Consider the following 24,585-nt stretch of genomic DNA (forward strand, 5'->3'; position numbering starts at 1 on the left):
CGCTCCGACCGCCCCGGCGCACCGCGCCCTCACCGCCGTACTCCCTGGAGATCCGTTCATGGCCGCTCCCGACCCGTCGCCGACCGGGCTCCGCTTCGCCGTGTCCGTCGACGTCCGGCGCGACCAGCAGCCGCACCACGAGACCCGGATCGACGCCCATGTGCGCGTCAAGGCCACCGGCACCGGACCCCGGGACCAGCGGCCCGCCACCGAACTCGCCGTCGTCCTCGCCCTGGACGTCGCCCCGGCGCGCCGGCGGGACGCCGCCGCCGCGCTCGCCGCCGCCCTGCGCGCCCTGCCCGACGGGCTGTCGTTCACCGTGCTCGGGGGCGCCCGGGACGACAGGCCCGCCCGCTGCTACCCGCTGCGCGGGCCCTGGGCGCTCGCGGACACCGACGAGAAGCGGCGCGCCGCGTTCAGCGTGGGGAGCGTCGCGCCGACCCCCGACGACCGTCCGCCGCCGGGGTACGGGGCCTGGCTCACCGCCGCCCGGGCGCTCTTCGGACAACGGCCCCTGCCCGTACGGCACCTGATCCTCGTCACCGACGGCGGCGGCCACGACCCGGCCGGCGAGGCGGCCCTCGGCGCGGAGATCGCCGCGTGCGAGGGGGCCTTCAGCGCCGACGTGCTCGCGCTCGGCGCGGACTGGGACCCCGCGCCGCTGCTCGCCCTCACCGAGGGGCTGCACGGCACGGCGGACACCGCGCCCGACCGGTTCGCCCCGGCCCTCACCGGGGCGCTGCGGCGGCTGCGCCGGGTCCGGAGCCCCGAGCTGCCCGTCACCGTCACCGGCCGCCCCGCGGTGACCGGGGTGACGCTGACCGAGACCGCGCCCCGGCCGCTCCTGCTCACCGCGGGCACCGGAGCGGACGACCGGCACCGGTACGAGTTCGCCACCCACCAGTGGGAGCCGGGCACCCGCGACTACCTCCTCACCCTGGGCGTCGACGCGAGCACCGACCCGCTCGGCGTGCTGCTCCAGCTCGCCACCGTGTCCGTCGGCGACGCCACCGCCCCGCTCCTGGTCCGCTGGCTGCCCCCGGGCGTCGCCGTGGGCGCGGGCGGCACCGGCGGCGGGGGCGGCACCCTCGACGCGGTCAACGCCGCCACCCGGATGCGCGCCGCCCTCAACCGGGGCTACGCCGCCCTCGACCCGATGAGCCGCGACGAGGCCGAGCATCAGTTCGGCATCGCGGCCCGGCTGGCCCACGAGATCGGCGCCGCCTGGGTCCTCGCCGACATCCGCAAGGTGGCCGACATCGTGGACGGGGCGCGGGGCCTGGTCCGGGTAGGGCCCACCGTCGACCGGGGGACCGTGCGCGAGGGGCGGCTCCACGTCGCCTCCGGCCACCTGCTCGACCTGCCCGCCCACGCCGCCGGCACCCCCGTCAAATGCCCCGGCTGCCGCCACCTCGCCGGGCCGCACGCCCGGTACTGCATCGCCTGCGGGAGGCCCGTATGATGCCCCGGCCCACCCGGTGGACGCGCCCCTCCCGGACGCGCCGGCGCACCGGATCGCGCACCCGGCGCCTGCTCGAACTGCACCTGGCCGTCGCCCTCCTGGCCGCTCTCGTCTCCATGACCGCGCTGCTCGTCTCGTACCGCGAGGTGCAGAGCGACGCCGGTGAGATGCGCACCCGCGCCGCGCCCGCCGTCCAGGGCGTGGCCTCCACCCAGCTCGCCCTGCTCCGCGCCCACCACGAGGCCGTCACCTCCGTGAACACCGGGATCGACCGGGTCGTCGGGGCCGGTGCCCGCTACGAGGCGCAGCTCGCCGCCGCCAGCCAGGGCCTGTCCCGGCTCTCCGACGTGCAGATCGACGGGGCGCGCGGCCGGGGCGTCCTGGAGACCGTCACCGGCGTGCTGACCTCGTACAGCGGCTCCATCACCCCGGGCACCACCACGTACGTGGACGACGAGCTGATGCAGCGGCAGAAACTGGCCGAGGCCGTACGGCAGCTCGACCGGCCGGGCACCGGGGCCGTGCCCCGGCTGGACGTGCTCCAGCACCACCAGATGCAGCGCATGGACCGGATCAGCACCTTGGGGCCCCTCCAGCTCACCGGCTGGGCGGTCGCCGAACTGGGCCTCCTCGTCCTCGCCCTGACCCTGGTCAGCTCGCTGTGGCTGCTGCGGAGCCGCTGCGGACGCAGCCTGGACCCGTGGCTGCTCGCGGCGCTGCTGCTGACCGTCGCCCTGGCCGTCGTGCCGCTGCGGGCGACCGTCGCCACCCAGGAACGGCTGGACACCGCCCGCCACGGGCTGTCCGCGATCGAGGAACGGGCCCGCGACCACCACCACGACCACCTCGCCGACGCCCAGTCGTTCGTCACCCGCACCTCGTTCGACCTGCGCGACCGGCTGGCCGTCGAGAGCTGGCAGAGCTGGACGTACTACGGGGCGCTCGGCGCGGGCACGCTGGTCCTCCTGCTGCCGGTCGCCGGTCTCGGCCGCAGGCTCAACGCCGACTACTACTGGAGGGCCGGATGAGCCGGCGGTCCCGGGCGCTCCTGCTCGTCCTCGCCCTGCTGCTGACCGCGGCCGGCTGCGGCCTCGCGGCCCCCGGCGGCAGCGACGCCGAACCGAGGGTGACGATCCTCGGACCCTGGACCGGCGAGCAGGAACGGCAGTTCAAGGACGTCCTGGACGGCTTCGGCATCCCGTACACCTACCAGGGCACGGCGGCCACCCGCGAGGTGCTGCTCGCCGAGGTCCAGGCCGGCAACCCGCCGGACATCGCGATCCTCCCCGGCGTCGGCGAACTCGTCGAGTACGCGAAGGAGGGCCGCCTCCAGTCGCTGGCCGGCCTCTACGACGAGAAGGAGTACGGCACGCCCTGGCTGCCCGGGGCCAAGGGCATAGGGCAGCACCTGTGGGTGCCGCTCAAGGTGGACCTCAAGTCCATCGTGTGGTTCCGCGAGGGCGAGGCTCCGCCGCCCCGGCCCGCCCGGCTCGCCGCCTGGTGCCTGGCCATGGGCGACGACGGTGCGTCCGGCTGGCCCGGCAGCGACTGGATCGAGGACCTGCTCCTCCAGCAGGCAGGTCCGGTGCTCTACGCGCGCTGGGCGACCGGCGACCTGGAGTGGACCGCCCGGCAGGTCGTCACCGCCTGGCGCACCTGGGCCGGGCTGCTGGCCCAGGGGGAGAGCGAGGCGCGCGCGGCCATCCTCGAAGGCGACCACCGGGGGGAGGACGGCGCGCCCGGACTGCTCTTCGGGGACAGCGGGTGCGCCCTCGAACACCAGGGCTCCTTCGCCCGCTCCTTCTACGGGAACCGCAGCGCCGGGGCCGCCTTCATGGACTCGGCACGGCTGCTGCCCGGCGGCTCCTATACCGTGAAGGCGCACGAGGTCTCCGCCGACTTCGCCGCCCTGTTCGGCAAGGGCGACCGGGCCCGCGCGCTGGTCAAGCGGCTCACCTCCGAGCAGGCCCAGGAGGAGTGGGGCCGCAAGGGCGGCGTGTTCTCGGCCAACTCGGCGGTCCCGGCCCGCGAGGGCACGGTCGAGAAGGAGGTCGGCCGGCGCCTCACGGACCAGCGGGTGCCGCTGTGCCTGGACGCGTCGGACGTGATGCCGGCGGCGGTGCGGGACGCGTTCTACGAGGCGGTGCTGCTGACCGTGGCGCACCCCGACGAGCCGGTGCGCCCGCGCCTGGAGGACATCCAGAAGGTGCAGAAGGAACAGCCCCGCTCCCTCCCCCGGCTCACGGGCGTGTGTGGCAGGCCACAGTGACCCTTTGTGGAACCCCCACAAGCGGAACCCGGTGCCGACTGGTACTTCGCCTGCATAGTCCCGGGCTTCTGTCCGGCTCCGCCAGGAAACCGGGCAGGAGACTGTACGGAGTCGACGGCACGATTTTCTTGGCGGGGTTCGTAGGGTCAGTACATGACCGTTGTGGACGAAACCCAGGGCGACCCGAGCGACACCCGCGGCCGCGTGGCCGAGCTGCTGGCACTGCGCGAGCAGGCCCGGCGCGGACCCAGTGACCGGGCGACCGAGGCACAGCACGCCAAGGGCAAGCTGACCGCCCACGAGCGCATCGAGCTCCTCCTCGACCCGGGTTCCTTCCACGAGGTGGAGCAGCTGCGCCGCCACCGGGCGACGGGTTTCGGCCTGGAGGCGAAGAGGCCGTACACGGACGGTGTGATCACCGGCTGGGGCACGGTCGAGGGCCGCACGGTCTTCGTGTACGCGCACGACTTCCGGATCTTCGGCGGGGCGCTGGGCGAGGCCCACGCCACGAAGATCCACAAGATCATGGACATGGCCATCTCGGCCGGTGCGCCGCTGGTCTCCCTCAACGACGGCGCGGGCGCCCGTATCCAGGAGGGCGTCTCGGCGCTCGCCGGCTACGGCGGCATCTTCCAGCGCAACACCCGCGCCTCCGGGGTCATCCCGCAGATCAGTGTGATGCTCGGCCCGTGCGCGGGCGGTGCGGCCTACAGCCCCGCCCTCACCGACTTCGTGTTCATGGTCCGCGAGACCTCGCAGATGTTCATCACCGGTCCGGACGTCGTCAAGGCGGTCACCGGCGAGGAGATCACGCAGAACGGCCTGGGCGGCGCGGACGTCCACGCGGAGACCTCGGGCGTCGCGCACTTCGCGTACGACGACGAGGAGACCTGCATCGCCGAGGTCCGCTACCTCATCGGGATGCTGCCCTCCAACAACCGGGAGAACCCGCCCACGGCGGCGAGCGACGACCCGGCGGACCGGCGCGGCGACGCCCTCCTGGACCTGGTCCCGGCCGACGGCAACCGCCCGTACGACATGCACAAGGTCATCGAGGAGCTCGTCGACGACGGCGACTACCTGGAGATCCACGAGCGCTGGGCCCGCAACATCATCTGCGCCCTGGCCCGGATGGACGGCCAGGTCGTCGGCATCGTCGCCAACCAGCCCCAGGCCCTGGCCGGCGTCCTGGACATCGAGGCCTCCGAGAAGGCCGCGCGCTTCGTCCAGATGTGTGACGCCTTCAACATCCCCATCATCACTCTTCTGGACGTACCCGGCTTCCTGCCCGGCGTCGATCAGGAGCACGGTGGGATCATCCGGCACGGCGCGAAGCTGCTGTACGCGTACTGCAACGCGACGGTGCCGCGGATCTCCCTGATCCTGCGCAAGGCGTACGGCGGCGCCTACATCGTCATGGACAGCCAGTCCATCGGTGCGGACCTCACCTACGCCTGGCCCACCAACGAGATCGCCGTCATGGGCGCGGAAGGTGCCGCCAACGTCATCTTCCGGCGGCAGATCGCGGAGGCCGAGGACCCCGAGGCCATGCGGACCCGCATGGTCAAGGAGTACAAGACCGAACTGATGCACCCCTACTACGCCGCCGAGCGCGGCCTGGTCGACGACGTCATCGACCCGGCCGAGACGCGCGAGGTCCTGATCGCCTCGCTCGCGATGCTCCGCACCAAGCACGCCGACCTGCCGGCCCGCAAGCACGGCAACCCCCCGCAGTAGAAGACGGAGACACCACTCATGACCACTGCCACCGCCGAATCCGTGCTGCGCGTCGAGAAGGGCCTCGCGGACCCCGAGGAACTGGCCGCGATCACCGCGGTCCTCCTGGCCCGCGCCGCGGCCCGGCCCACCACGGCCCCCACCCGAGTCCGCGACACGGCCGGCTGGCGCCGCCTGGAACGCACCCCGGGCTTCCGCGCCCCGCACAGCTGGCAGGGCTGACACGCAAGAGGCCCGCACAGGCCGCTTTCGAGCCTGTGCGGGCCTTTTCGCGCCCGCGCGCGCAAACCGGGGCCGCGCGGGCGGAGTCAAGCCCGTCCGGCGGTTGAGGACACACAAGGCCGCCAGCCCGAGCGGCGACACGCACGAGGCCCCGCACTCCAGGAGTGCGGGGCCTCGTGCGTACGGGAAACACCTACCGCAGGCGCGCCATCAGCGCATGCTCCACCAACGTGATCAGCGCACTCTTCGCATCCGCCCGGTGCCGCGCGTCCGTCGTCAGGATCGGCGTGTCCGGTCCGATCTGAAGGGCCTCGCGGACCTCGTCGGGGGTGTAGGGCTGGTGGCCGTCGAAGCCGTTGAGGGCGATGACGAACGGCAGCCCGCTGTTCTCGAAGTAGTCGACGGCGGGGAAGCAGTCGGCGAGGCGGCGGGTGTCGACCAGGACGACGGCGCCGATCGCGCCGCGCACCAGGTCGTCCCACATGAACCAGAACCGGTCCTGGCCCGGCGTACCGAAGAGGTACAGGATCAGGTCCTGGTCCAGGGTGATACGGCCGAAGTCCATCGCCACCGTCGTGGTGGTCTTGTCCCCCGTGTGCGTCAGGTCGTCGATGCCCGCCGAGGCGGACGTCATCACGGCTTCGGTGCGCAGCGGATTGATCTCCGAGACGGCACCGACAAACGTGGTCTTACCCACGCCGAAGCCCCCTGCCACCACGATCTTCGCCGAGGTAGTGGAGCGGGCCGCTCCGCCGCTAGAGCTTGCGAAGTCCACTGAGCACCCTTTCGAGCAGTGTCACATCTGGCTGGCCGCCGGCGGACTCGTCGCCGCCGGGCTGATGGATTGCGACGAGTCCCGCCTCGGCCAGGTCGGCCACGAGGATCCGGGCCACGCCGAGGGGGATCGAGAGGAGGGCCGAGATCTCGGCCACCGACTTGATCTCGAAGCACAGCCGGCAGATCCGCTGGTGCTCGGGCAACTGCCCTTGCAGCCGGGACGGATCGGCCGTGGTACTGACCAACGCCTCAATGGCGAGTTGGTAGCGCGGTCGGGTCCGTCCACCTGTCATGGCGTACGGACGGACCAGCGGATTGTGCGCGGCCGGAGCCGCCGGCTCGGGAGCCCGCCGCGGCTGCACCGGCTGGATCCGGGGCTGCTGCTGCGGCGCGTCGAAGCGGTGCGGCCTGCGCGGATGCTGCTGCGCAGGCTGCTGGGGCTCCTGCTGCGGCCAGCCGGGTCCCGGGTGGCCGTACTGCGCCTGCCCGTACGGCTGGTAGGGCTGCTGAGGTTGCTGAGCGCCCTGTCTGCCAGGTGCGGAGGGGAAGTTGAAACGTTCGTCCCCGTGCTCACCCGGCACGTGCCGGTCACCGTCGTACTGGTGCCCGCCTGGGGGTGTACCCACGATTCCTCCTCCGCCTGCCGGTCCCGATTCCAGTGGACCGCGCCACCGCACCCTACTGGCGCGGTGACGCGGAACGCACTGTCTGGTTACTGGATAAGACTAGTTAAGAAGACTTCCCTGGAGTTCGGCACGGAGGTCCGGCGTCAGGACGCTGCCCGCGCGGTCGACCAGAAGGGCCATTTCGTACCCGATCAGGCCGATGTCGGCGTCCGGGTGTGCGAGAACGGCCAAGGAGGACCCGTCGGAAACGGACATGATGAAGAGGAATCCTCGCTCCATCTCCACAACCGTCTGATTCACCGCGCCGCCCTCGAAGATCCGCGAGGCGCCGGCGGTCAGCGAGGTCAGACCGGAGGCGACCGCCGCCAGCTGGTCCGCGCGGTCGCGCGGGAATCCCTCGGACATCGCCAGCAGGAGTCCGTCGGCGGAGACCACCACCGTGTGCGACACCCCGGGGGTGTTGTCCACGAAGTTGGTGATCAACCAGTTCAGATTCTGCGCCGCCTGGCTCATCGGGCTCACACTAACGCTCCTGGTTGTAGGTAGTACTTGTGTCCGTACCCGCGTTGCGTCCCCGAAGGACACCGCGCCGCAGGTTGCTCAGCCTGCCACGCACGTCTTCCGGAGCGCGGGAGACCTGGGGGCCGCCCTGCTGGGTCTGTTCGGCGGTGCCCTCGACCAGGTTGGCCTTGGGCACGCGCCGGGGAAGACCGGACGGGGTTATCCCGCCCGCCTTCGGCTCCCGGAGCTTCTCGGCCCGCTCCCAGCGCTCGTCGTTGGCCGAGCGCCAGTCGTCGGGGCCGTCGTGTCCGGCGTTCCCCTCGGCGGCCTGCTGCGCCGGGGCAGGCCGCTGCGGCAGTTCGTGCTGCTGCGGACGCTCCTGCGCTCCACCGGACCGGCCGTTCGCGCGGCCCGTGGGCTGCCAGTGCTGCTGGCCGCCCCGGCGCGGAAGACCGGCTTCGGTCAGCTCGTGGCCGGTGTTCGGGACGGGGCCCGAACGCTCGAAGCCTACGCGCTCCTGCGGCTCGGCGGGAGCGCTCACCGCAGATTCCGCTTCCGCCTGGCCGGTCGGCTCGAACCCGCCCTGGTACGTGCCCTGATCTGCCCACTCTTCCTGCTGGGGCTGGGCGACGTACTGCTCGTCATACCCCTGCACGGGCGCCTCGGGGGCCGCGTAGGCCGCCTCCGGATAGCCGCCCTGGGGGGCGTCGTAGGCGGGCTGGGCGTCGTAGCCGGGGGCACCGGCGTACGGGTCGTAGCCGCCCTCGTACGGCTGCGCGGCGTAGGCGTCCTGACCGTTCCCGGTGTAGGCCGCCTCACCGCTGCCGGCGTACGCGTCCTGGCCGTACGCGCCCTCGGCGTACACCTGCTCGGGCCGCGCCTGCTCCGGCTGCTCCGGGAACGCCTGCCGCTCACCGGCGGCGGCCTGCGCCTCCAGTGCCGCCCGGCGCTCCTCGCGCATCAGCGAGCGGCCCACCGGGTCGAGCTGGGCGGAGTCCGCGGAGCCCTCGTCGTAACGCGAGTCGTCGAAGCCGAGTTCGGCCGCCGTACGCAGCTGCTGCTGCGGCGGCAGGGCGTCGAACGCCTGCTGCTGCGGGATGATCGAGGAGACGGTGAAGTCGTCCTGCTCCGGCGCGTCGCCGCCGCCACCGTGGGTGATCGCGTCCGGCAGCATGACCAGCGAGGTCGTGCCGGCCTGCTCGCCCGAGGGGCGCAGCTGGACCCGGATGCCGTGCCGGTCGGCGAGCCGGCCGACCACGAACAGGCCCATGCGCTGCGAGACCGCGGCGTCCACCGTCGGCGGGTTGGCCAGCTTGTGGTTGATGTCGGCGAAGTCCTCGGCGGTGAGGCCGATGCCCTTGTCGTGGATCTCGATCATCACACGGCCGTCGGGCAGCCGGGTCGCGGTGACCCGCACCTTGGTCTGCGGCGAGGAGAACGTCGTGGCGTTCTCCAGGAGCTCGGCCAGCAGGTGCACGAGGTCGGTCACGGACTGGCCGTGGATCTCGGTCTCCGGGACGCCGGAGAGCTCGATGCGCTCGTACGACTCCACCTCGGAGGAGGCGGCGCGCAACACGTCCACCAGCGGCACCGGCTGGTTCCAGCGGCGGCCGGGCTCCTCGCCCGCGAGGACGAGCAGGTTCTCGCCGTTGCGCCGCATGCGGGTCGCCAGGTGGTCGAGCCGGAACAGGCTCTCCAGCTGGTCCGGGTCGGCCTCGTTGTTCTCCAGGTCGGTGATCAGGGTCAGCTGGCCCTCGATGAGCGACTGGTTGCGGCGCGAGAGGTTGGTGAAGATCGCGTTGACGTTGCCCCGGAGCATGGCCTGCTCGGCCGCGAGCCGGACCGCCTCCTGGTGCACCTGGTCGAAGGCGCGGGCGACCTCGCCGATCTCGTCCCGCGAGTTGATCGGGATCGGCTGCACGCGGGTGTCGACCCGGCCCGGGTCGGTCCGCGACAGCTGGTCGACCAGCGAGGGCAGCCGCTGCTCGGCGATGGAGAAGGCCGCGGTACGCAGCCGGCGCATCGAGCGGCTCATCTGGCGGGCCATGAGCCCGGCCAGGAGGAACGCGGCCAGCAGGGCGACGATGACGATCGACGCGTTGACGATGGCGTCGGTCCGGGCGTCGGAGGAGATCTCCGCCGCCTCGGTCACGGCCTTGTCGACCAGCTCGTCCTCGACCGTGGTGTAGCCGTCGAACTTGGCGGTGGCGGCGGCCATCCAGGTCTCGGGGGTGATCCCCTTCGCCTTCAGCCGGTCCGGGTCCTTGCCGAGGCCGATCTCCTTGGCCATGCCGTCGTAGACCGAGCCGTCGATGGAGGGCGGCGCCACGAACGGCACACCGGCCGCGTCCGCCTTCTCCTTGGCGTCCTTCAGCTGGGCCGCGCCCTCGGCCGCCTTGGCGCCCATCACCTTGCGCAGCCGGGCCGCGTCGGCCTCCGTACCGCCGGAGGTGAACTCGCCGAGGGCGATCTGCTCCAGGTAGTTGTACGAACCGAACGCCTTGACCTGGTCGTTGAACTTGCCCTCCTCCTCGCTGGGACGGACGAGGAGGTGCATGCCGATGGAGCGCTGAAGCGATTCTGCAGCCTTGGCCAGCTCGATCGCGTAGACGGTCCGGCCGTAGCTGGTGATGTTGCCGGTGCCGAGGCCCAGTTCGTTGCAGAACTCCATCAGGGAGTGCTGCACCTGGACGTAGCCCTCCTCGGTCTTCACCGGGTCCATGGCCGCGGTGTACGCCGCCTTGCGCAGCTGCGGGAGCTTGGGCTCCTCCAGCTTGAACAGCTTGAGGCGGCGCTGGAGGCCCTCCTTGGCCGGCATGTCCTCGACGGCGTCGGCGAACTTGGCGGCGGCCGCGTCGGTGGTGGCCCGGGTCTGCGTGACGACGTCGTCCTCACGCTTGTTCGACAGCAGCGGCTGGGCGGTGAGGTCGCGCTCGTTGAGCAGGGCCTGTCCGTACTCCGCGGCGGCCCGCACGATCAGCGCGGTCTTCTCCGCGTCCTGGGCCTCCTGCCAGGTGTTGACCGAGCCCTTCACCTGGAAGCCGCCCATGACCAGGCCGACCAGGACCGGGATCAGGAGGATCGCGTTCAGCCGGGTGGGCACCCGCCAGTTGCGCGGCGACAGCCGGCTGGTGCTGCCACCGGCCGGCGGCGCCCCTTCGGACACGTCGGCGGACGGCGCCGCGGCACGCGACGGCGGGGTGAAGTTGCCCCGCTCCGCCTGCGCCGTGGCGCCCTCGTTGTTACGCCTCACTCGACCAACAACCTCTCGGCGTCGGCACCTACGCTGTGCCGGGTTTTGTTCAGGGCCGTACTTCAGACCGTGCAGGACGGTCTTACTCGGGAGTCAATCGAATTCCAGCACGGCCGACGGTCGCGTTCCAAACAGTCGGAATGGGCGATTCCGAGTGGCTCACGCCTCAGATAAATCGGGCATAAAGAGCGAGCCCCGCCAAAAGGCGAGGCTCATGTGAGCGTAGTGACACCGCTCGTGCGCATCCGGTGTTGATCGCGGGGCAATTCTCTTTCGAAACGTTATGAAGGCGGGGGCGGATCGTGTCAAAGGACACAGCCCGCCCCCGTGTGACTACGGTAACTGCCGTATGCCACTTCCGACTTGTGACTACTTGAGCCGGGCCATCAGAGCGTGCTCCACCAGCGTGATCAGGCCGCTCTTCGCGTCCGCGCGGTGCCGCGCGTCCGTGGTGATGATCGGGGTGTCGGGCCCGATCTGGAGGGCCTCGCGGACCTCGTCGGGGGTGTAGGGCTGGTGGCCGTCGAAGCCGTTGAGGGCGATGACGAACGGCAGCCCGCTGTTCTCGAAGTAGTCGACGGCGGGGAAGCAGTCGGCGAGGCGGCGGGTGTCGACCAGGACGACGGCGCCGATCGCGCCGCGCACCAGGTCGTCCCACATGAACCAGAACCGGTCCTGGCCCGGCGTACCGAAGAGGTACAGGATCAGGTCCTGGTCCAGGGTGATACGGCCGAAGTCCATCGCCACCGTCGTGGTGGTCTTCCCGCCGGTGTGCGTGAGGTCGTCGATGCCCGCCGAGGCGGACGTCATCACGGCTTCGGTGCGCAGCGGATTGATCTCCGAGACGGCACCGACGAACGTGGTCTTGCCCACGCCGAACCCACCGGCCACGACGATCTTCGCCGAGGTGGTGGCCCGGGTCGCCGCGCCGCCGTTAGAGCTTGCGAAGTCCACTGAGCACCCTTTCGAGCAGTGTCACATCCGGCGCGCCGCCGGCCTCTCCATTGCCCGGCTGGTGAATGGCCACCATGCCGGCTTCCGCCAGGTCTGCGACGAGAATCCGCGCCACACCGAGGGGCATCGACAGCAGGGCCGAGACCTCGGCCACCGACTTGACCTCGCGGCACAGATGGCAGATCCGCTGATGCTCGGGGAGCAGGGTCCCCAGATGCGCGGGATCGGCCGTGGTGCTGACCAGGGCTTCTATCGCCAGTTGATAGCGCGGCCGGGTACGTCCACCGGTCATGGCGTACGGGCGGACCAGCGGCTGGTCGCCCTCACCTTCGTACGACGCGTGACTCGACGCGCCGTACGGATCGGGTGAGGCGGGTGGCGGGGTCATGAATCCTCCGGGCGTGACAGCAGGGTGTCGGCTTGCCGTCTGAAGGGGCCGGTGGGGGGCTGTAAGCGGCCGGACGGTCGAGGGTGGGTGTTCGGGTTGATCGTCTGTGTCACTGGTTCACGGCCGCCTAGTGGAGCAGGCTGCCCTGGAGCTCCGCACGGAGGTCCGGAGTCAGGACGGTGCCCGCCCGGTCCACCAGCAGGGCCATCTCATAGCCGACCAGACCGATGTCGGCGTCCGGGTGGGCCAGCACGGCCAGCGAGGAGCCGTCCGAGATGGACATCAGGAACAGGAAGCCCCGCTCCATCTCCACCACGGTCTGGCTGACGGCGCCGCCTTCGAAGATCCGGGAGGCGCCGGCGGTCAGCGAGGTCAGCCCGGACGCGACGGCCGCCAGCTGGTCGGCGCGGTCGCGCGGGAAACCTTCGGACATCGCCAGCAGCAGCCCGTCCGCCGAGACCACCACCGTGTGCGACACCCCTGGGGTGTTGTCCACGAAGTTGGTGATCAGCCAGTTCAGATTCTGTGCGGCCTGACTCATCGGGCTCAACTAACGCTCCTGCTGGTGAGTGGGGCCGAGGGGGAAGCTACCGGTCTGACCGCTGCCCGCCTGGCGCCCCTGCTGGATGCCCCGGCGGAGATTGGTCAGACGCCCGCGCACGTCATCGGGCGCGCGCGAGACCTGCGGACCGGACTGGTGGTTCTGCTGCTGGGCGGTACCCGGCACCAGATTGGCGCGCGGGACCCGGCGCGGCAGACCGGACGTGGTGATACCGCCCGCCGCGGGCTTCTTCACCCGCTCCGCCTGCCGGACGATCTCGTCGTTCGGCGACGCCCGCCAGGCGCTCGCCGCGCCGCTGTCGCCGAGGGTCCGCTGCGGCGCGGGGGCCACGGGCTCCTGGGCCGGCTGCTGCGGGAAGTCCTGCGCCGGGGCGGCCGGAGGCTGCTGCGACGCACCCGCCTGCGGACCGCGGAACCAGTTGGTCTCCAGCGTGTCGTACAGCGGCGTGCGGCCGTCACCGGGCCCGGCCGGCGGGAGCGCCTCGGGCTGCTGCGGCTGCTGGGGCAGCACCGGGCGGTACGGGGCCTCGGGCGCCTGGCCCGCCATGGGCGGACGCGGCGCGCCGAAGTCCTGGTCGTCGCGCTGCCGGGGCGCGGGCGGCTGCGGGGCGCCGAAGTCCGGGCGGGCGAACTGCGAGGTGCTCGTCACGTCCGGGTTCTGCGGGCCGTTGCCGTACGCGCCGTTGTGCTGGGGGGTGTTCGGCTGCGGTACGCCGCGCTGCGGCAGACCGGGCTGCGCGCCGTTGTGCTGCGGCGCGCTGCCCTGCTGCAGGTCGGGCCGCGGCGCGGGCGCCGAGAAGTCGGGCCGGGCGAACTCCGCCGTGGAGCCGGGGCCCTGCCGGTCGTCGGCCGGAAGGAGCGGCGCCTGCGGCTGCGGGAAGCGGCCCGTGGTCTCCGACTCGTCGTGCCCGCGCGGCGCGTCGAGCGGAGCGCGCCGGGGCGCGGACGGCTCGTCGGTGCCCCAGCTCGTCGTCTGCGGGCGCTGCGGGGCCGGGATGCCGCCACCGGGCGCACCCTGGGCCGGGTTCGGGGCCGGGGAGCCACCGGGCAGCTCGGCGCGCGGACCGCCGACCGGCGGCAGCTGGCGCTCGCCCCGCCCCGGACCGCGCGGCGGCTCGAAGGCGTTGCGCCCGTCCTGACCGCCCTGGCCCGTCTGGTCGAAGCGGGCCTGCTGCGGCTGCGGGGCCTGCGGGGCGGCCGGGCCGTTCTGCTCGGGGCGCCGCTGATCGAAGAGGCTGGGCCGGTTCGCGTCCGCACCGCCGTCGCCCTGACCGCGGGCGCCGAGCCGGGCGCCGCCGAACGCACCGGCGAGGCCGCCGCCCTGACGGGGGCCGTCCTGCGCCGGGCGGCCCTGCGGGTTCTGGAACGCCGAGTCCTGCGCGCCGGGTCCGCCCTGCGGGTTCTGCGGGCGGTTGCCGTCGCGGGCGGGCAGCGCGGCCCGGGGACCGGAGCCGGCGCCGACCTGGCCGCGCTGGGGGCCGGGGCCCGCCGCGGGGCGACCGCCCTGGGCCTGGGCGTCGTTGCCGCCGGCGAGCAGGCCGCCGGGGGACTGCTGACCGGGCGCCTGCTTCGGAGCCGGCTGCCGGCCGCCGTTGGCGACGTCCACCGGGAGCATGACCAGCGCGGTGGTGCCGCCGGAGTCCGAGGGGCGCAGCTGGATGCGGATGCCGTGGCGGAGGGAGAGCCGGCCGACCACGAACAGGCCCATGCGGCGGGAGACCGAGACGTCCACGGTGGGCGGCGAGGCCAGCCGCTCGTTGATCGCCGCCAGGTCCTCCGGGGAGAGCCCGATGCCGGTGTCGTGGATCTCGACCAGCACCCGGCCGTCGGGCAGCGCGTGACCGGTGACCCGGACCTTCGTCTGCGGCGAGGAGAACGACGTGGCGTTCTCCAGCAGCTCGGCGAGCAGGTGCACGAGGTCGTTGACGACCCGGCCCGCGACCTCGGTGGCGGGCACCGCGGCCAGTTCGATGCGCTCGTACTGCTCCACCTCGGACGCGGCGGCGCGGAGCACGTCGACCAGCGGCACGGGGCGGGTCCACCGGCGGCCCGGCTCCTCACCGGCGAGGACGAGGAGGTTCTCGCCGTTCCGGCGCATACGGGTCGCGAGGTGGTCGAGCTTGAAGAGCGAGGAGAGCTGGTCCGGGTCGGCCTCGCGCGACTCCAGCTCGGAGATGAGCGAGAGCTGACGCTGGATGAGGCCCTGCGAGCGGCGCGAGAGGTTGGTGAACATCGCGTTGACGTTGCCCCGCAGAAGGGCCTGCTCGGCCGCGAGACGGACCGCCTCGCGGTGCACGTCGTCGAAGGCCGCGGCGACCTTGCCGATCTCGTCGCGGGAGTGCACACCGACGGACTCGACCGAGGTGTCGACGTCCTGCGGGTCGGCCTCGGAGAGCTGCTTGACCAGCTCGGGCAGACGGTCCTGGGCGACGCGGGTCGCGGTGTCCTGGAGCCGGCGCAGCGAACGGATCATGGACCGGGCGACGACGAAGGCGCCGACCAGCGAGACACCGAGCACGAGCAGGATCAGCGCACCGGAGATGATCGCCTCGCGCTGGGACTCCTCGCGCAGCTCGCGCGCCTTGCCCTCCATGTCGCTGAGGAGGGTCTCCTCGATGCGCTTCATGGCGTTGATCTTGACGGTGTCCTGGTCGGACCAGTTCATGTACGAGCGCCGGGCCTTGGAACCGCCCATGGCGAGCGGGTTCTCCAGCATCTTCTGCGCGTAGGTGTTCGCGGCCTTGATGTCCGGGTTGCCCCCGTCGAGCGTCGAGGTCAGCTCCGCGGCGTCGCCACCGGTGGAGGTGTAGATCGCCTCGAACGACGTGAAGGCCGCCGCCTCCTTGTTCCGCGCGGCCAGGCCGAACTGCTGGTCGTTGCGGTCGAGGTCGGGCTTCTTGTCGTCGCTGGTGGGCAGCGCGGCGGCGATGATCGCACGCTGGATCGAGGCGTACTCCTTGGCGGAGGAGAACGCCGCCAGCGCACGGGTCCGCTTGATCATCTCGGGGCTGCTGGTCGCCTGGGCCATGTCCTGGGACAGGCTCAGCAGCGAGGTGATCAGCTGGCTGTAGGCGTCGACCGTCTGGAGGGACGGGCTGCCCTTCTCGTACGCGTGCTTGCGGATGTCGCGGATGGAGCTGAGCCGCGTGGCGATCTGCTGGACGCTGGTGTGGATGCTCTCCAGCGTGTCGTCACCGGTGGTGTCGCCGATGTCACCCGTGCCGTGGAGGAACGCCAGCTGTGCCTTGTCGGTCTTCTGCCGCGGCGTGGTGATCTTGAAGTCGGTCGCGGGCACGTCGTGCGACAGCGGACCGGCCGTCTGGTCGCGCTCCTCCTGGAGCGCCTGCGCCAGCGAGGTCGCCTGCTTCGTCATCTCGGTCAGCAGCTGCATGTGCTCCAGCTGCTGGATGTCGTTCAGGGAGTCGTTGATGCGCAGACCGCCCAGGGTGGTCGCCGCGACCACGGGGAGGGCGAGCAGGGACACCAGGCGGGTGCTGATGCGCCAGTTGCGGAGAGCTACCCGCGAGCCCGTGCTGACGGGGCCCCGCTTGGCCGGCGCGGCGGCCTGCTCGGGCTCGCCGCCGGACGGAGCGGCGCCGGGGCGCCGGTCGCGGTCGCCTTGGTCACCGGCCGCGGCCGATCCGGGGTTCTGGGCGTGCTGGGGCGAGGAACCGCGGTCGGTCCCGCCGCGCGGCTCCTGTTCCGCCGCAGCGCTGCCATCCCTCTTGAAACGTCCCTGCACTAGCGTCGCAACCTCTGGACCAGGCGTTCTTCCGTCATGAACGGAGAAAACGGTGTCGGCGTGGTGGGGCGTTGTCCCGCCCCATGGTGGTCGTTGAGTGACCGGCGCTCTTCCCCTTCCCGCCGCCACTCGGCGCTGCGTTGCGCCCCTGCGCGCCGGCTTGAAACCCGCGGCGGTGCGTGGAATTTCAGCACAGTGCTGGATCTCCAACAAGGGCCAGGTACCGGGCTGTGACCTGTGTGACACCGTGTGATGGTTGCGTAACAAGCGGTGGAGGCGGTTCGCGGACAATGCGGACGATTCGGGGTGAGTTCCGGCGGGGGGAGGGGTGTCCCAGTCGCCATGATCAGGAGCGGAATGGTCGGTTCAGAGGTGACATGTCCGTTTCGCAGGTCCAGACCTCGTGCCTGAATTGAGCCGATTATCCCGGTGCTGGTGAGCAAACTCACATGAAGATCGCCGTCTTTTCCGGGCCGCCGGGGGGAATTGAATGTTTAGCCTGACGCTTTACTGGGATGGCAGAACCGACAACCGGCGCCCCCTCTCGTACGGGCGGCGCCCCGACGACAGGGCCGTACGGCAGATGAACACGACGACGCTCCGCATCCTCGCCAACCCGCGCCGCACCACGCTGGCGCACCTCGACGACGCCGAGTCGCTGAAGACGGCGGAACTCCCGGAGCACGCGGTCCAGCTGCCGACGCAGACCGCCAACCCGCGCCGCACGATCCTCATGAAGGCCCCCGCCGCCGCGGAGTGATCCCGCACGGGAACGCCCCTCATGCGCGTGGGCGCTTCGCCCGGCGGGTACGGCCCCGTCGCGCCGCCCGGCATGCTCGCCGCGTTGGCCGAAAGCCCTGGTAGCGGAGCTACCAGGGCTTTCGGCCGCCTTGCGAGGGCACGCGCCGGACGACGCTCCTTCTCGGGCCGTACCCGCCCGGCGAAGCGCTAGCCTGGAGCGTCAGTCTTTTCCAGGCACCCAGCAAGCAGTGAGGGGCGACAGCAACCCGTGCGCATCGCCAGGTTCTCCATCGACGGCAATGTCGCCTTCGGCGCGGTCGAGGGCGACGGGCCCGACGGTCTCGTCCTCGACATCATCAAGGGCATCCCGTACTCCGAGTTCGAGCTCTCCGGGACCAAGGTCCCGCTGAACAAGGTGCGGCTGCTGCCGCCCGTGCTCCCCAACAAGGTCGTGGCCATCGGCCGCAACTACGCGGAGCACGCCGCCGAACTCGGCAACGAGGTCCCCGACGTCCCCGTCGCCTTCTTCAAGCCCACCACCTCGGTGATCGGCTCCGGCGACGCCATCGAGTACCCCTCCTTCTCCGACGAGGTCCACCACGAGGCCGAGCTGGCCGTGGTCATCGGCCGGATGTGCCGCGAAGTGCCGCGCGAGCGGGTCAAGGACGTCATCTTCGGCTACACCTGCGCCAACGACGTCACCGCCCGCGACGCCCAGAAGCGGGAGAAGCAGTGGGCCCGGGCCAAGGGCTTCGACACCTCCTGCCCCCTCGGCCCCTGGGTGGAGACCGACCTCGACCCCGGCGACCTCGCCATCCAGGCCACGGTCAACGGCGAGCAACGCCAGCTCGGCCGGACGAGCGACATGATCCGGTCCATCGAGGACCTGGTCGTCCACATCACGGAAGCCATGACACTGCTTCCGGGCGATGTGATCCTCACCGGCACTCCCGCGGGGGTCGGACCCCTCCATGTCGGCGACGAGGTCGCCGTCACCATCGAAGGCATCGGCACTCTCACCAACAAGGTGATCAAGCGTGGCTAACGCAGCAGTACGTGTACGTTTCTGCCCCTCCCCGACCGGCAACCCGCACGTCGGCCTGGTCCGGACGGCTCTCTTCAACTGGGCCTTCGCCCGGCACCACCAGGGCACCCTGGTCTTCCGCATCGAGGACACCGACGCGGCGCGCGACTCCGAGGAGTCGTACGAGCAGCTCCTCGACGCGATGCGCTGGCTCGGCCTGGACTGGGACGAGGGCCCCGAGGTGGGCGGCCCGCACGCCCCGTACCGGCAGTCGCAGCGGATGGACATCTACCAGGACGTCGCGGAGAAGCTGCTCGCCGGCGGTTACGCGTACCACTGCTACTGCACCACCGAGGAGCTGGACACCCGCCGCGACGCCGCCCGCGCCGCCGGCCGCCCGTCCGGCTACGACGGCCACTGCCGCGCGCTGAGCGACGAGCAGAAGGCCGCGTACGACGCCGAGGGCCGCGCGTCGATCGTCCGCTTCCGGATGCCCGACGAGGCGATCACCTTCACCGACCTGGTCCGCGGCGACATCACCGTCCAGCCGGAGAACGTCCCGGACTACGGCATCGTCCGCGCCAACGGCGCCCCGCTCTACACGCTGGTCAACCCGGTGGACGACGCGCTGATGGAGATCACCCACGTCCTGCGCGGCGAGGACCTGCTCTCCTCCACCCCGCGCCAGATCGCCCTGTACCGGGCGCTCATCGAGCTGGGCGTGGCCAAGGACATCCCCGCCTTCGGGCACCTGCCGTACGTCATGGGCGAGGGCAACAAGAAGCTCTCCAAGCGCGACCCGCAGGCGTCGCTCAACCTCTACCGCGAGCGCGGCTTCGTCCGCGAGGGGCTGCTCAACTACCTCTCGCTGCTGGGCTGGTCGATCGCCGAGGACCGCGACATCTTCGACATCGAGGAGATGGTCGCCGCCTTCGACATCAAGGACGTCAACGCCAACCCGGCCCGCTTCGACCTCAAGAAGTGCGAGCACGTCAACGCGGAGCACATCCGCCGCCTCGACGTGAAGACCTTCACCGAGGCGTGCGGCCCGTGGCTGCAGGCGCCGTTCGCCCCCTGGGCCCCGGAGTCCTTCGACGCGGCGGTCTTCGCCGAGATCGCCCCGCACGCCCAGACCCGGGTCACGGTGCTCTCCGAGATCACCGCCAACGTGGACTTCCTGTTCCTGGACGAGCCGGTGCGCGACGAGGCGTCCTGGGCCAAGGCGATGAAGGAGGGGTCCGACGCCCTCCTCGTCACCGCCCGGGCCCAGCTCATCGCCGCCGACTGGAACGCGGACGCGCTCAAGGCCGCCGTCCTCGCCGCCGGTGAGGAGCACGGCCTCAAGCTCGGCAAGGCCCAGGCCCCGGTCCGCGTGGCGGTCACCGGCCGCACGATCGGCCTCCCGCTCTTCGAGTCCCTGGAGATCCTGGGCCGCGAGAAGACGATCGCCCGCATCGACGCGGCCCTGGCCAGGCTGGCGGCGTAACGCGTCATCCACGTACGGGACGGGCCCGGCAGCCGCGCAGCGCGGTCGCCGGGCCCGTCCCGCTGTGCGCGGTCGCGCGTAGAGTCGGGCCATGCCCATCAGAGCCGTCCTCTGGGACATCGACGACACGCTGTTCGACCACACGGCGGCCGCCGCCACCGGGATCGTCCGGCACATCGCGGCGGAGGGGCTGCCCCCGGGGCATGCCTCGGCCGAGCAGGCCGTCGAGGCGTGGCAGCGGGTCACGCGGCTCCACTGGGCGCGGTTCTCCGCGGGGGAGACCGACTGGCAGGGGCAGCGGCGGGACCGGGCCAGGGCGTTCCTGGGGCGGCCGCTGGACGACGACGAGGCCGATGCCTGGTTCGCCCGCCACGTCTCGCACTACGAGTCCGCCTGGGCGCTCTTCCCGGACGCCGTCCCGGCGCTCGACGCCCTGGCGGGGACGTACCGGCACGCCGTGCTCTCCAACTCGGCCCAGGAGCCGCAGCACCAGAAGCTGACGGTGCTCGGGGTGCGCGACCGGTTCGAGTCCCTGCTGTGCGCGGCCGAGCTGGGCGTCTCCAAGCCGGACCCGGGCGCCTTCCTGGCCTCCTGCGAGGCGCTGGGGCTCGACCCGCACGAGGTGCTGTACGTCGGGGACGAACCCGACATCGACGCCGCCGGGGCCACCGCGGCCGGCCTCGCGGGCGTCTGGCTGGACCGGCGCGGCAGGGGAGGGCAGCCCGAGCTGGTCCGCATCACGGGGCTCGACCAGCTGCCGGGGCTGCTCGCGGGCCATACCCGTTTTGGAGCGTCGGACACCTTCGGGTAATGTTCTTTCTGCGCCGCCCGAGCGGGCCGAAAGATCCGGCCGGGAAGCGCGGACAGAGACAAGACCCCAAGGGGTTGCGTTTCAGTGGGCTATGGTGTAATTGGCAACACTACGGTTTCTGGTACCGTCATTCTAGGTTCGAGTCCTGGTAGCCCAGCGCAGTATCAAGCAAGTTGCAGGACAAGCCCCCGTTGTGTAGCGGCCTAGCACGCTGCCCTCTCACGGCAGTAGCGCCGGTTCGAATCCGGTCGGGGGTACAGATCCTTCCCGCGAGATCATCTGGGTCGCACCCACGGTCTCGATGCAGGATCGCTAGGGCCCCCGTTGTGTAGCGGCCTAGCACGCTGCCCTCTCACGGCAGTAGCGCCGGTTCGAATCCGGTCGGGGGTACTTGCAACACCATGGGCTATGGTGTAATTGGCAACACTACGGTTTCTGGTACCGTCATTCTAGGTTCGAGTCCTGGTAGCCCAGCGCAGTATCAAGCAAGTTGCAGGACAAGCCCCCGTTGTGTAGCGGCCTAGCACGCTGCCCTCTCACGGCAGTAGCGCCGGTTCGAATCCGGTCGGGGGTACAACAGGCAAGAGGCGAAGGCCCTTCACTCCGGTGAGGGGCCTTTCGCTTGTGAGCGGCCCGGGGCCGCCGCGCGGCGGACCGGCCGGCGCATCGCTCGGGCGCCAAGTGACGGCGGGGCGTTGAGGAGGGGCCGCCACGACGCTGGGGCGGCCTCGGAGGAGGGGGCGCGGCCGGGGCTCAGCCGCTGCGGCGCAGTGCCTCGCTCAGCCGGGCGGCCGAGTCGATGACCGCCTGGGCGTGCATCCGGCCCGGGTGGCGGGTCAGCCGCTCGATCGGTCCGGAGACCGAGACGGCGGCGACCACGCGGTTCGACGGTCCGCGCACGGGGGCGGAGACCGAGGCCACGCCCGGCTCGCGCTCACCGATCGACTGGGCCCAGCCGCGCCGCCGTACGCCGGAGAGCGCCGTCGCCGTGAAGCGGGCGCCCTGGAGGCCGCGGTGCAGTCGCTCCGGCTCCTCCCAGGCCATCAGGATCTGCGCGGACGAACCGGCCTTCATGGTCAGCGTGGAGCCGACCGGCACGGTGTCCCGCAGTCCGGACAGCCGCTCCGCCGCCGCCACGCAGATGCGCATGTCGCCCTGGCGTCGGTAGAGCTGGGCGCTCTCGCCGGTGATGTCGCGCAGATGCGTGAGCACCGGTCCGGCCGTGGCCAGCAGGCGGTCCTCGCCGGCCGCCGCCGCCAGCTCGGAGAGCCGGGGGCCGAGAATGAACCGGCCCTGCATGTCCCTCGCCACCATCCGGTGGTGTTCCAGTGCCACGGCCAGCCGGTGGGCCGTGGGTCGTGCGAGCCCGGTCGCCGCGACCAGCCCGGCGAGGGTGGCCGGCCCGGACTCCAGGGCGCTCAATACCAGAGCCGCCTTGTCGAGAACGCCGACGCCGCTAGAGTTGTCCATACGACGATACTCGCGTCTCACTCTGTGAAACGCAAGTTCAATTTTCCCCGGAAGTTGCGAACCTGTACCGGCGGCCCCACAACGGCCCGTAGCCACCGCCCCGTACGGGGGTCCGGACGGGGGCGCACCGAATCTCTAGTTGGGCCGGCGATGACGCCGGCCGGAGGGAAAGCGATGGGTAGGACACTCGCGGAGAAGGTTTGGGACGACCATGTCGTCCGGCGCGCCGAGGGCGAGCCCGACCTCCTCTTCATCGATCTGCACCTGCTGCACGAGGTGACCAGTCCCCAGGCGTTCGACGGCCTGCGGCAGGCCGGACGCCCGGTGCGGCGGCTCGACCTCACCATCGCCACCGAGGACCACAACACCCCGACCCTCGACATCGACAAGCCGATCGCCGACCCGGTCTCCCGCGCCCAGTTGGAGACGCTGCGGAAGAACTGCGCGGACTTCGGCGTCCGGCTGCACCCGCTGGGCGACGTCGAGCAGGGCGTCGTGCACGTGGTCGGCCCGCAGCTGGGTCTGACCCAGCCCGGCACCACCGTGGTCTGCGGCGACTCCCACACCTCCACGCACGGCGCGTTCGGCGCCCTCGCGTTCGGCATCGGCACCAGCCAGGTCGAGCACGTGCTGGCCACCCAGACGCTGCCGATGGCCCGCCCGAAGACGATGGCGATCACCATCGACGGCGAACTGCCCGACGGCGTCACCGCCAAGGACCTGATCCTCGCGATCATCGCCCGGATCGGGACCGGCGGCGGCCAGGGCTACATCCTCGAATACCGCGGCTCCGCCATCGAGAAGCTCTCGATGGAGGCCCGGATGACCATCTGCAACATGTCGATCGAGGCCGGTGCGCGGGCGGGCATGATCGCCCCCGACCAGACCACCTTCGACTACCTGAAGGGCCGCGACCACGCCCCGCAGGGCGAGGACTGGGACGCCGCCGTCGCGTACTGGAAGACGCTGCGCACCGACGACGACGCGGTCTTCGACGCCGAGGTGGTCATCGAGGCCGCCGAGCTGGCGCCGTTCGTCACCTGGGGCACCAACCCCGGCCAGGGCGCGCCGCTGTCGGCCAACGTCCCCGACCCGGCTTCGTACGAGGACGCCTCGGAGCGCAACGCCGCCGAAAAGGCCCTGGAGTACATGGGGTTGACCGCGGGCCAGCCGCTGCGCGAGATCAGCGTCGACACCGTCTTCGTAGGCTCCTGCACCAACGGCCGCATCGAGGACCTGCGCAACGCCGCCGCGATCCTGGACGGCCGCAAAGTCGCCGACGGCGTACGGATGCTGGTCGTCCCGGGCTCCGTCCGGGTCGCCCTCCAGGCGGTCGACGAGGGCCTCGACAAGGTCTTCACCGCCGCCGGAGCCGAATGGCGGCACGCGGGCTGCTCGATGTGCCTCGGCATGAACCCCGACCAGCTGGCCCCCGGCGAGCGCTCCGCCTCCACCTCGAACCGCAACTTCGAGGGGCGGCAGGGCAAGGGCGGCCGCACGCACCTGGTCTCCCCGCAGGTGGCCGCCGCCACCGCGGTGCTGGGCCACCTGGCCTCGCCCGCCGACCTGTCCGACACCCGTACGCCCGCCGGAGTCCGATAACCATGGAAGCCTTCACCACGCACACCGGCCGGGCCGTTCCGCTGCGCCGCAGCAACGTCGACACCGACCAGATCATCCCCGCCCACTGGCTCAAGAAGGTCACCCGGGACGGCTTCGAGGACGGCCTCTTCGAGGCGTGGCGCAAGGACGAGACCTTCGTCCTCAACCGCCCCGAGCGCCAGGGCGCGTCCGTCCTGGTGGCCGGCCCCGACTTCGGCACCGGCTCCTCCCGCGAGCACGCCGTCTGGGCGCTCCAGAACTACGGCTTCAAGGCCGTGATCTCCTCCCGGTTCGCCGACATCTTCCGCGGCAACTCGCTGAAGAACGGTCTGCTGACCGTGGTCCTGGACCAGAAGACCGTCGACGCCCTCTGGGAGCTGACGGAGGCCGACCCGACCGCTGAGGTGACGGTCGACCTGGAGACCCGGCAGGTCCGCGCCGAGGGCATCACCGCCGACTTCGAGCTGGACGAGAACGCCCGCTGGCGGCTGCTGAACGGCCTGGACGACATCAGCCTCACCCTCCAGAACGAAGCCGACATCGCGGCTTACGAGGCGGCCCGGCCGGCCTACAAGCCCCGCACAATTCCGGCCTGATCAGCGCGTTTTCAGGACTGTGCCCCCTGCCGTCTGGTAGGGGGCACAGTCGTATGTTGGGACCCCGTCGGGCGACAACTCGCCCCAGATGGCACAATCGGTGCATGGAACGCGACAGCCAACTCAAGATTTACGGCCAAGTCGCCGACCAATTGAAGGAAGCGCACTCTCGGGTGCGCGCACTGCAAGTCCCGGACGGCGTAAGGATGGCGTTGAACCGGAAGCTGTTGGTCGTCACGGCCACGGCGAAGCACGATCTTCCGGGCGCGGCAAGGCGTCTGGACCGGTTGATGAAGGACCTCGACGAGGGCCGATTCCCCGAAGGTGACTGACTCCGCAGAACTGTGCGGCGGTCGACTTCGT

The 24,585-nt window shown here is 71.4% G+C and carries 21 protein-coding genes and 5 tRNA genes; 17 read left to right on the forward strand and 9 right to left on the reverse strand.

Translation table 11 applies throughout. From position 1 onward, the window contains the following. The first annotated feature begins 58 nt into the window (after nucleotides 1–58). The 5 genes from ACLQ2N_RS03060 (at nucleotide 59) to ACLQ2N_RS03080 (ending at nucleotide 5,690) form a co-directional block, all read left to right on the forward strand. The gene (locus ACLQ2N_RS03060; RefSeq protein WP_425808700.1) at nucleotides 59–1,462 is read left to right on the forward strand and encodes a hypothetical protein; all 1,404 of its coding nucleotides are present in this window, start codon (nucleotides 59–61) and stop codon (nucleotides 1,460–1,462) included. Next, the gene (locus tag ACLQ2N_RS03065) at nucleotides 1,459–2,490 is read left to right on the forward strand and encodes a hypothetical protein (RefSeq protein WP_425808702.1); all 1,032 of its coding nucleotides are present in this window, start codon (nucleotides 1,459–1,461) and stop codon (nucleotides 2,488–2,490) included. The genes ACLQ2N_RS03060 and ACLQ2N_RS03065 overlap by 4 nt, the downstream gene beginning before the upstream one ends. Further along, complete coding sequence (locus ACLQ2N_RS03070) at nucleotides 2,487–3,731, forward strand: extracellular solute-binding protein (protein WP_425808704.1); 1,245 nt, start codon at nucleotides 2,487–2,489, stop codon at nucleotides 3,729–3,731. The genes ACLQ2N_RS03065 and ACLQ2N_RS03070 overlap by 4 nt, the downstream gene beginning before the upstream one ends. A gap of 153 nt (nucleotides 3,732–3,884) precedes the next feature. Continuing rightward, nucleotides 3,885–5,468 carry an acyl-CoA carboxylase subunit beta gene (locus ACLQ2N_RS03075; RefSeq protein ID WP_425808706.1) on the forward strand — a complete coding sequence of 528 codons (1,584 nt, stop codon included), beginning with the start codon at nucleotides 3,885–3,887 and terminating at the stop codon, nucleotides 5,466–5,468. A gap of 18 nt (nucleotides 5,469–5,486) precedes the next feature. Beyond that, entirely contained in the window at nucleotides 5,487–5,690 is a 204-nt protein-coding gene (locus tag ACLQ2N_RS03080) for an acyl-CoA carboxylase subunit epsilon (protein ID WP_425808708.1), read from the forward strand. A 193-nt stretch (nucleotides 5,691–5,883) separates the two neighbouring features. Here the strand turns inward: ACLQ2N_RS03080 and ACLQ2N_RS03085 are convergent, their stop codons facing one another. The 8 genes from ACLQ2N_RS03085 to ACLQ2N_RS03120 all read right to left on the reverse strand — a co-directional run bounded on the left by ACLQ2N_RS03085 (nucleotide 5,884) and on the right by ACLQ2N_RS03120 (nucleotide 16,492). Then, a complete protein-coding gene (locus ACLQ2N_RS03085) occupies nucleotides 5,884–6,465 on the reverse strand; it encodes a GTP-binding protein (protein WP_014048542.1) in 582 nt (193 codons plus the stop codon). Further along, entirely contained in the window at nucleotides 6,446–7,093 is a 648-nt protein-coding gene (locus tag ACLQ2N_RS03090) for a DUF742 domain-containing protein (RefSeq protein WP_425808711.1), read from the reverse strand. The genes ACLQ2N_RS03085 and ACLQ2N_RS03090 overlap by 20 nt, the downstream gene beginning before the upstream one ends. A gap of 99 nt (nucleotides 7,094–7,192) precedes the next feature. Beyond that, nucleotides 7,193–7,606, reverse strand: coding sequence for a roadblock/LC7 domain-containing protein (locus ACLQ2N_RS03095; protein WP_018102439.1), 414 nt, complete (start codon nucleotides 7,604–7,606; stop codon nucleotides 7,193–7,195). Nucleotides 7,607–7,616: 10 nt separating this feature from the next. After that, nucleotides 7,617–10,847 carry a nitrate- and nitrite sensing domain-containing protein gene (locus tag ACLQ2N_RS03100; protein WP_425808713.1) on the reverse strand — a complete coding sequence of 1,077 codons (3,231 nt, stop codon included), beginning with the start codon at nucleotides 10,845–10,847 and terminating at the stop codon, nucleotides 7,617–7,619. Between the two features lie 369 nt (nucleotides 10,848–11,216). Further along, a complete protein-coding gene (locus ACLQ2N_RS03105) occupies nucleotides 11,217–11,801 on the reverse strand; it encodes a GTP-binding protein (protein ID WP_028444348.1) in 585 nt (194 codons plus the stop codon). Beyond that, nucleotides 11,782–12,189 carry a DUF742 domain-containing protein gene (locus tag ACLQ2N_RS03110; protein WP_018521347.1) on the reverse strand — a complete coding sequence of 136 codons (408 nt, stop codon included), beginning with the start codon at nucleotides 12,187–12,189 and terminating at the stop codon, nucleotides 11,782–11,784. Before ACLQ2N_RS03110 ends, ACLQ2N_RS03105 begins: the two co-directional genes overlap by 20 nt. A 127-nt stretch (nucleotides 12,190–12,316) precedes the next feature. After that, nucleotides 12,317–12,730: a roadblock/LC7 domain-containing protein gene (locus ACLQ2N_RS03115; protein WP_006127850.1), complete on the reverse strand. Its 414-nt coding sequence runs from the start codon at nucleotides 12,728–12,730 to the stop codon at nucleotides 12,317–12,319. Nucleotides 12,731–12,739: 9 nt separating this feature from the next. After that, complete coding sequence (locus ACLQ2N_RS03120; protein ID WP_425808718.1) at nucleotides 12,740–16,492, reverse strand: nitrate- and nitrite sensing domain-containing protein; 3,753 nt, start codon at nucleotides 16,490–16,492, stop codon at nucleotides 12,740–12,742. A gap of 583 nt (nucleotides 16,493–17,075) precedes the next feature. On the opposite strand from ACLQ2N_RS03120, the gene ACLQ2N_RS03125 reads away from it, so the two are divergent. From ACLQ2N_RS03125 to ACLQ2N_RS03165, 9 genes are all read left to right on the forward strand, one after another. After that, entirely contained in the window at nucleotides 17,076–17,252 is a 177-nt protein-coding gene (locus tag ACLQ2N_RS03125) for a hypothetical protein (protein ID WP_425808720.1), read from the forward strand. A gap of 249 nt (nucleotides 17,253–17,501) precedes the next feature. Continuing rightward, a complete protein-coding gene (locus ACLQ2N_RS03130) occupies nucleotides 17,502–18,278 on the forward strand; it encodes a fumarylacetoacetate hydrolase family protein (protein WP_425808722.1) in 777 nt (258 codons plus the stop codon). Then, on the forward strand, nucleotides 18,271–19,743 hold the full coding sequence (gltX, locus tag ACLQ2N_RS03135; protein ID WP_425808724.1) for a glutamate--tRNA ligase: 1,473 nt from the start codon (nucleotides 18,271–18,273) through the stop codon (nucleotides 19,741–19,743). The genes ACLQ2N_RS03130 and gltX overlap by 8 nt, the downstream gene beginning before the upstream one ends. 91 nt (nucleotides 19,744–19,834) lie before the next feature. Beyond that, nucleotides 19,835–20,554: an HAD family hydrolase gene (locus ACLQ2N_RS03140; RefSeq protein ID WP_425808726.1), complete on the forward strand. Its 720-nt coding sequence runs from the start codon at nucleotides 19,835–19,837 to the stop codon at nucleotides 20,552–20,554. An 85-nt stretch (nucleotides 20,555–20,639) separates the two neighbouring features. Then, nucleotides 20,640–20,711 (forward strand) — tRNA-Gln (locus tag ACLQ2N_RS03145). 27 nt (nucleotides 20,712–20,738) lie between these two features. Then, a tRNA-Glu gene (locus ACLQ2N_RS03150) sits at nucleotides 20,739–20,811 on the forward strand. A 60-nt stretch (nucleotides 20,812–20,871) separates the two neighbouring features. Next, nucleotides 20,872–20,944 (forward strand) — tRNA-Glu (locus ACLQ2N_RS03155). A gap of 12 nt (nucleotides 20,945–20,956) precedes the next feature. Beyond that, nucleotides 20,957–21,028 (forward strand) — tRNA-Gln (locus ACLQ2N_RS03160). A 27-nt stretch (nucleotides 21,029–21,055) separates the two neighbouring features. Then, nucleotides 21,056–21,128: transfer RNA gene (locus tag ACLQ2N_RS03165), tRNA-Glu, on the forward strand. 179 nt (nucleotides 21,129–21,307) lie between these two features. Here the strand turns inward: ACLQ2N_RS03165 and ndgR are convergent. Further along, nucleotides 21,308–22,024 (reverse strand): IclR family transcriptional regulator NdgR, encoded by a 717-nt coding sequence (ndgR, locus tag ACLQ2N_RS03170; RefSeq protein WP_026237628.1) that lies wholly within the window; start codon nucleotides 22,022–22,024, stop codon nucleotides 21,308–21,310. A 174-nt stretch (nucleotides 22,025–22,198) separates the two neighbouring features. Here ndgR and leuC point away from each other — a divergent pair, with 174 nt between their 5' ends. The 3 genes from leuC (at nucleotide 22,199) to ACLQ2N_RS03185 (ending at nucleotide 24,554) form a co-directional block, all read left to right on the forward strand. Then, nucleotides 22,199–23,626, forward strand: coding sequence for a 3-isopropylmalate dehydratase large subunit (gene leuC, locus ACLQ2N_RS03175; RefSeq protein ID WP_425808729.1), 1,428 nt, complete (start codon nucleotides 22,199–22,201; stop codon nucleotides 23,624–23,626). 2 nt (nucleotides 23,627–23,628) lie between these two features. Then, nucleotides 23,629–24,222, forward strand: coding sequence for a 3-isopropylmalate dehydratase small subunit (gene leuD, locus ACLQ2N_RS03180; protein WP_425808731.1), 594 nt, complete (start codon nucleotides 23,629–23,631; stop codon nucleotides 24,220–24,222). A gap of 104 nt (nucleotides 24,223–24,326) precedes the next feature. Then, nucleotides 24,327–24,554: a hypothetical protein gene (locus tag ACLQ2N_RS03185; protein WP_018102425.1), complete on the forward strand. Its 228-nt coding sequence runs from the start codon at nucleotides 24,327–24,329 to the stop codon at nucleotides 24,552–24,554. Nucleotides 24,555–24,585: the final 31 nt, after the last annotated feature.

The organism is Streptomyces sp. DT224, assembly GCF_049844595.1.
Lineage (GTDB): Bacteria > Actinomycetota > Actinomycetes > Streptomycetales > Streptomycetaceae > Streptomyces.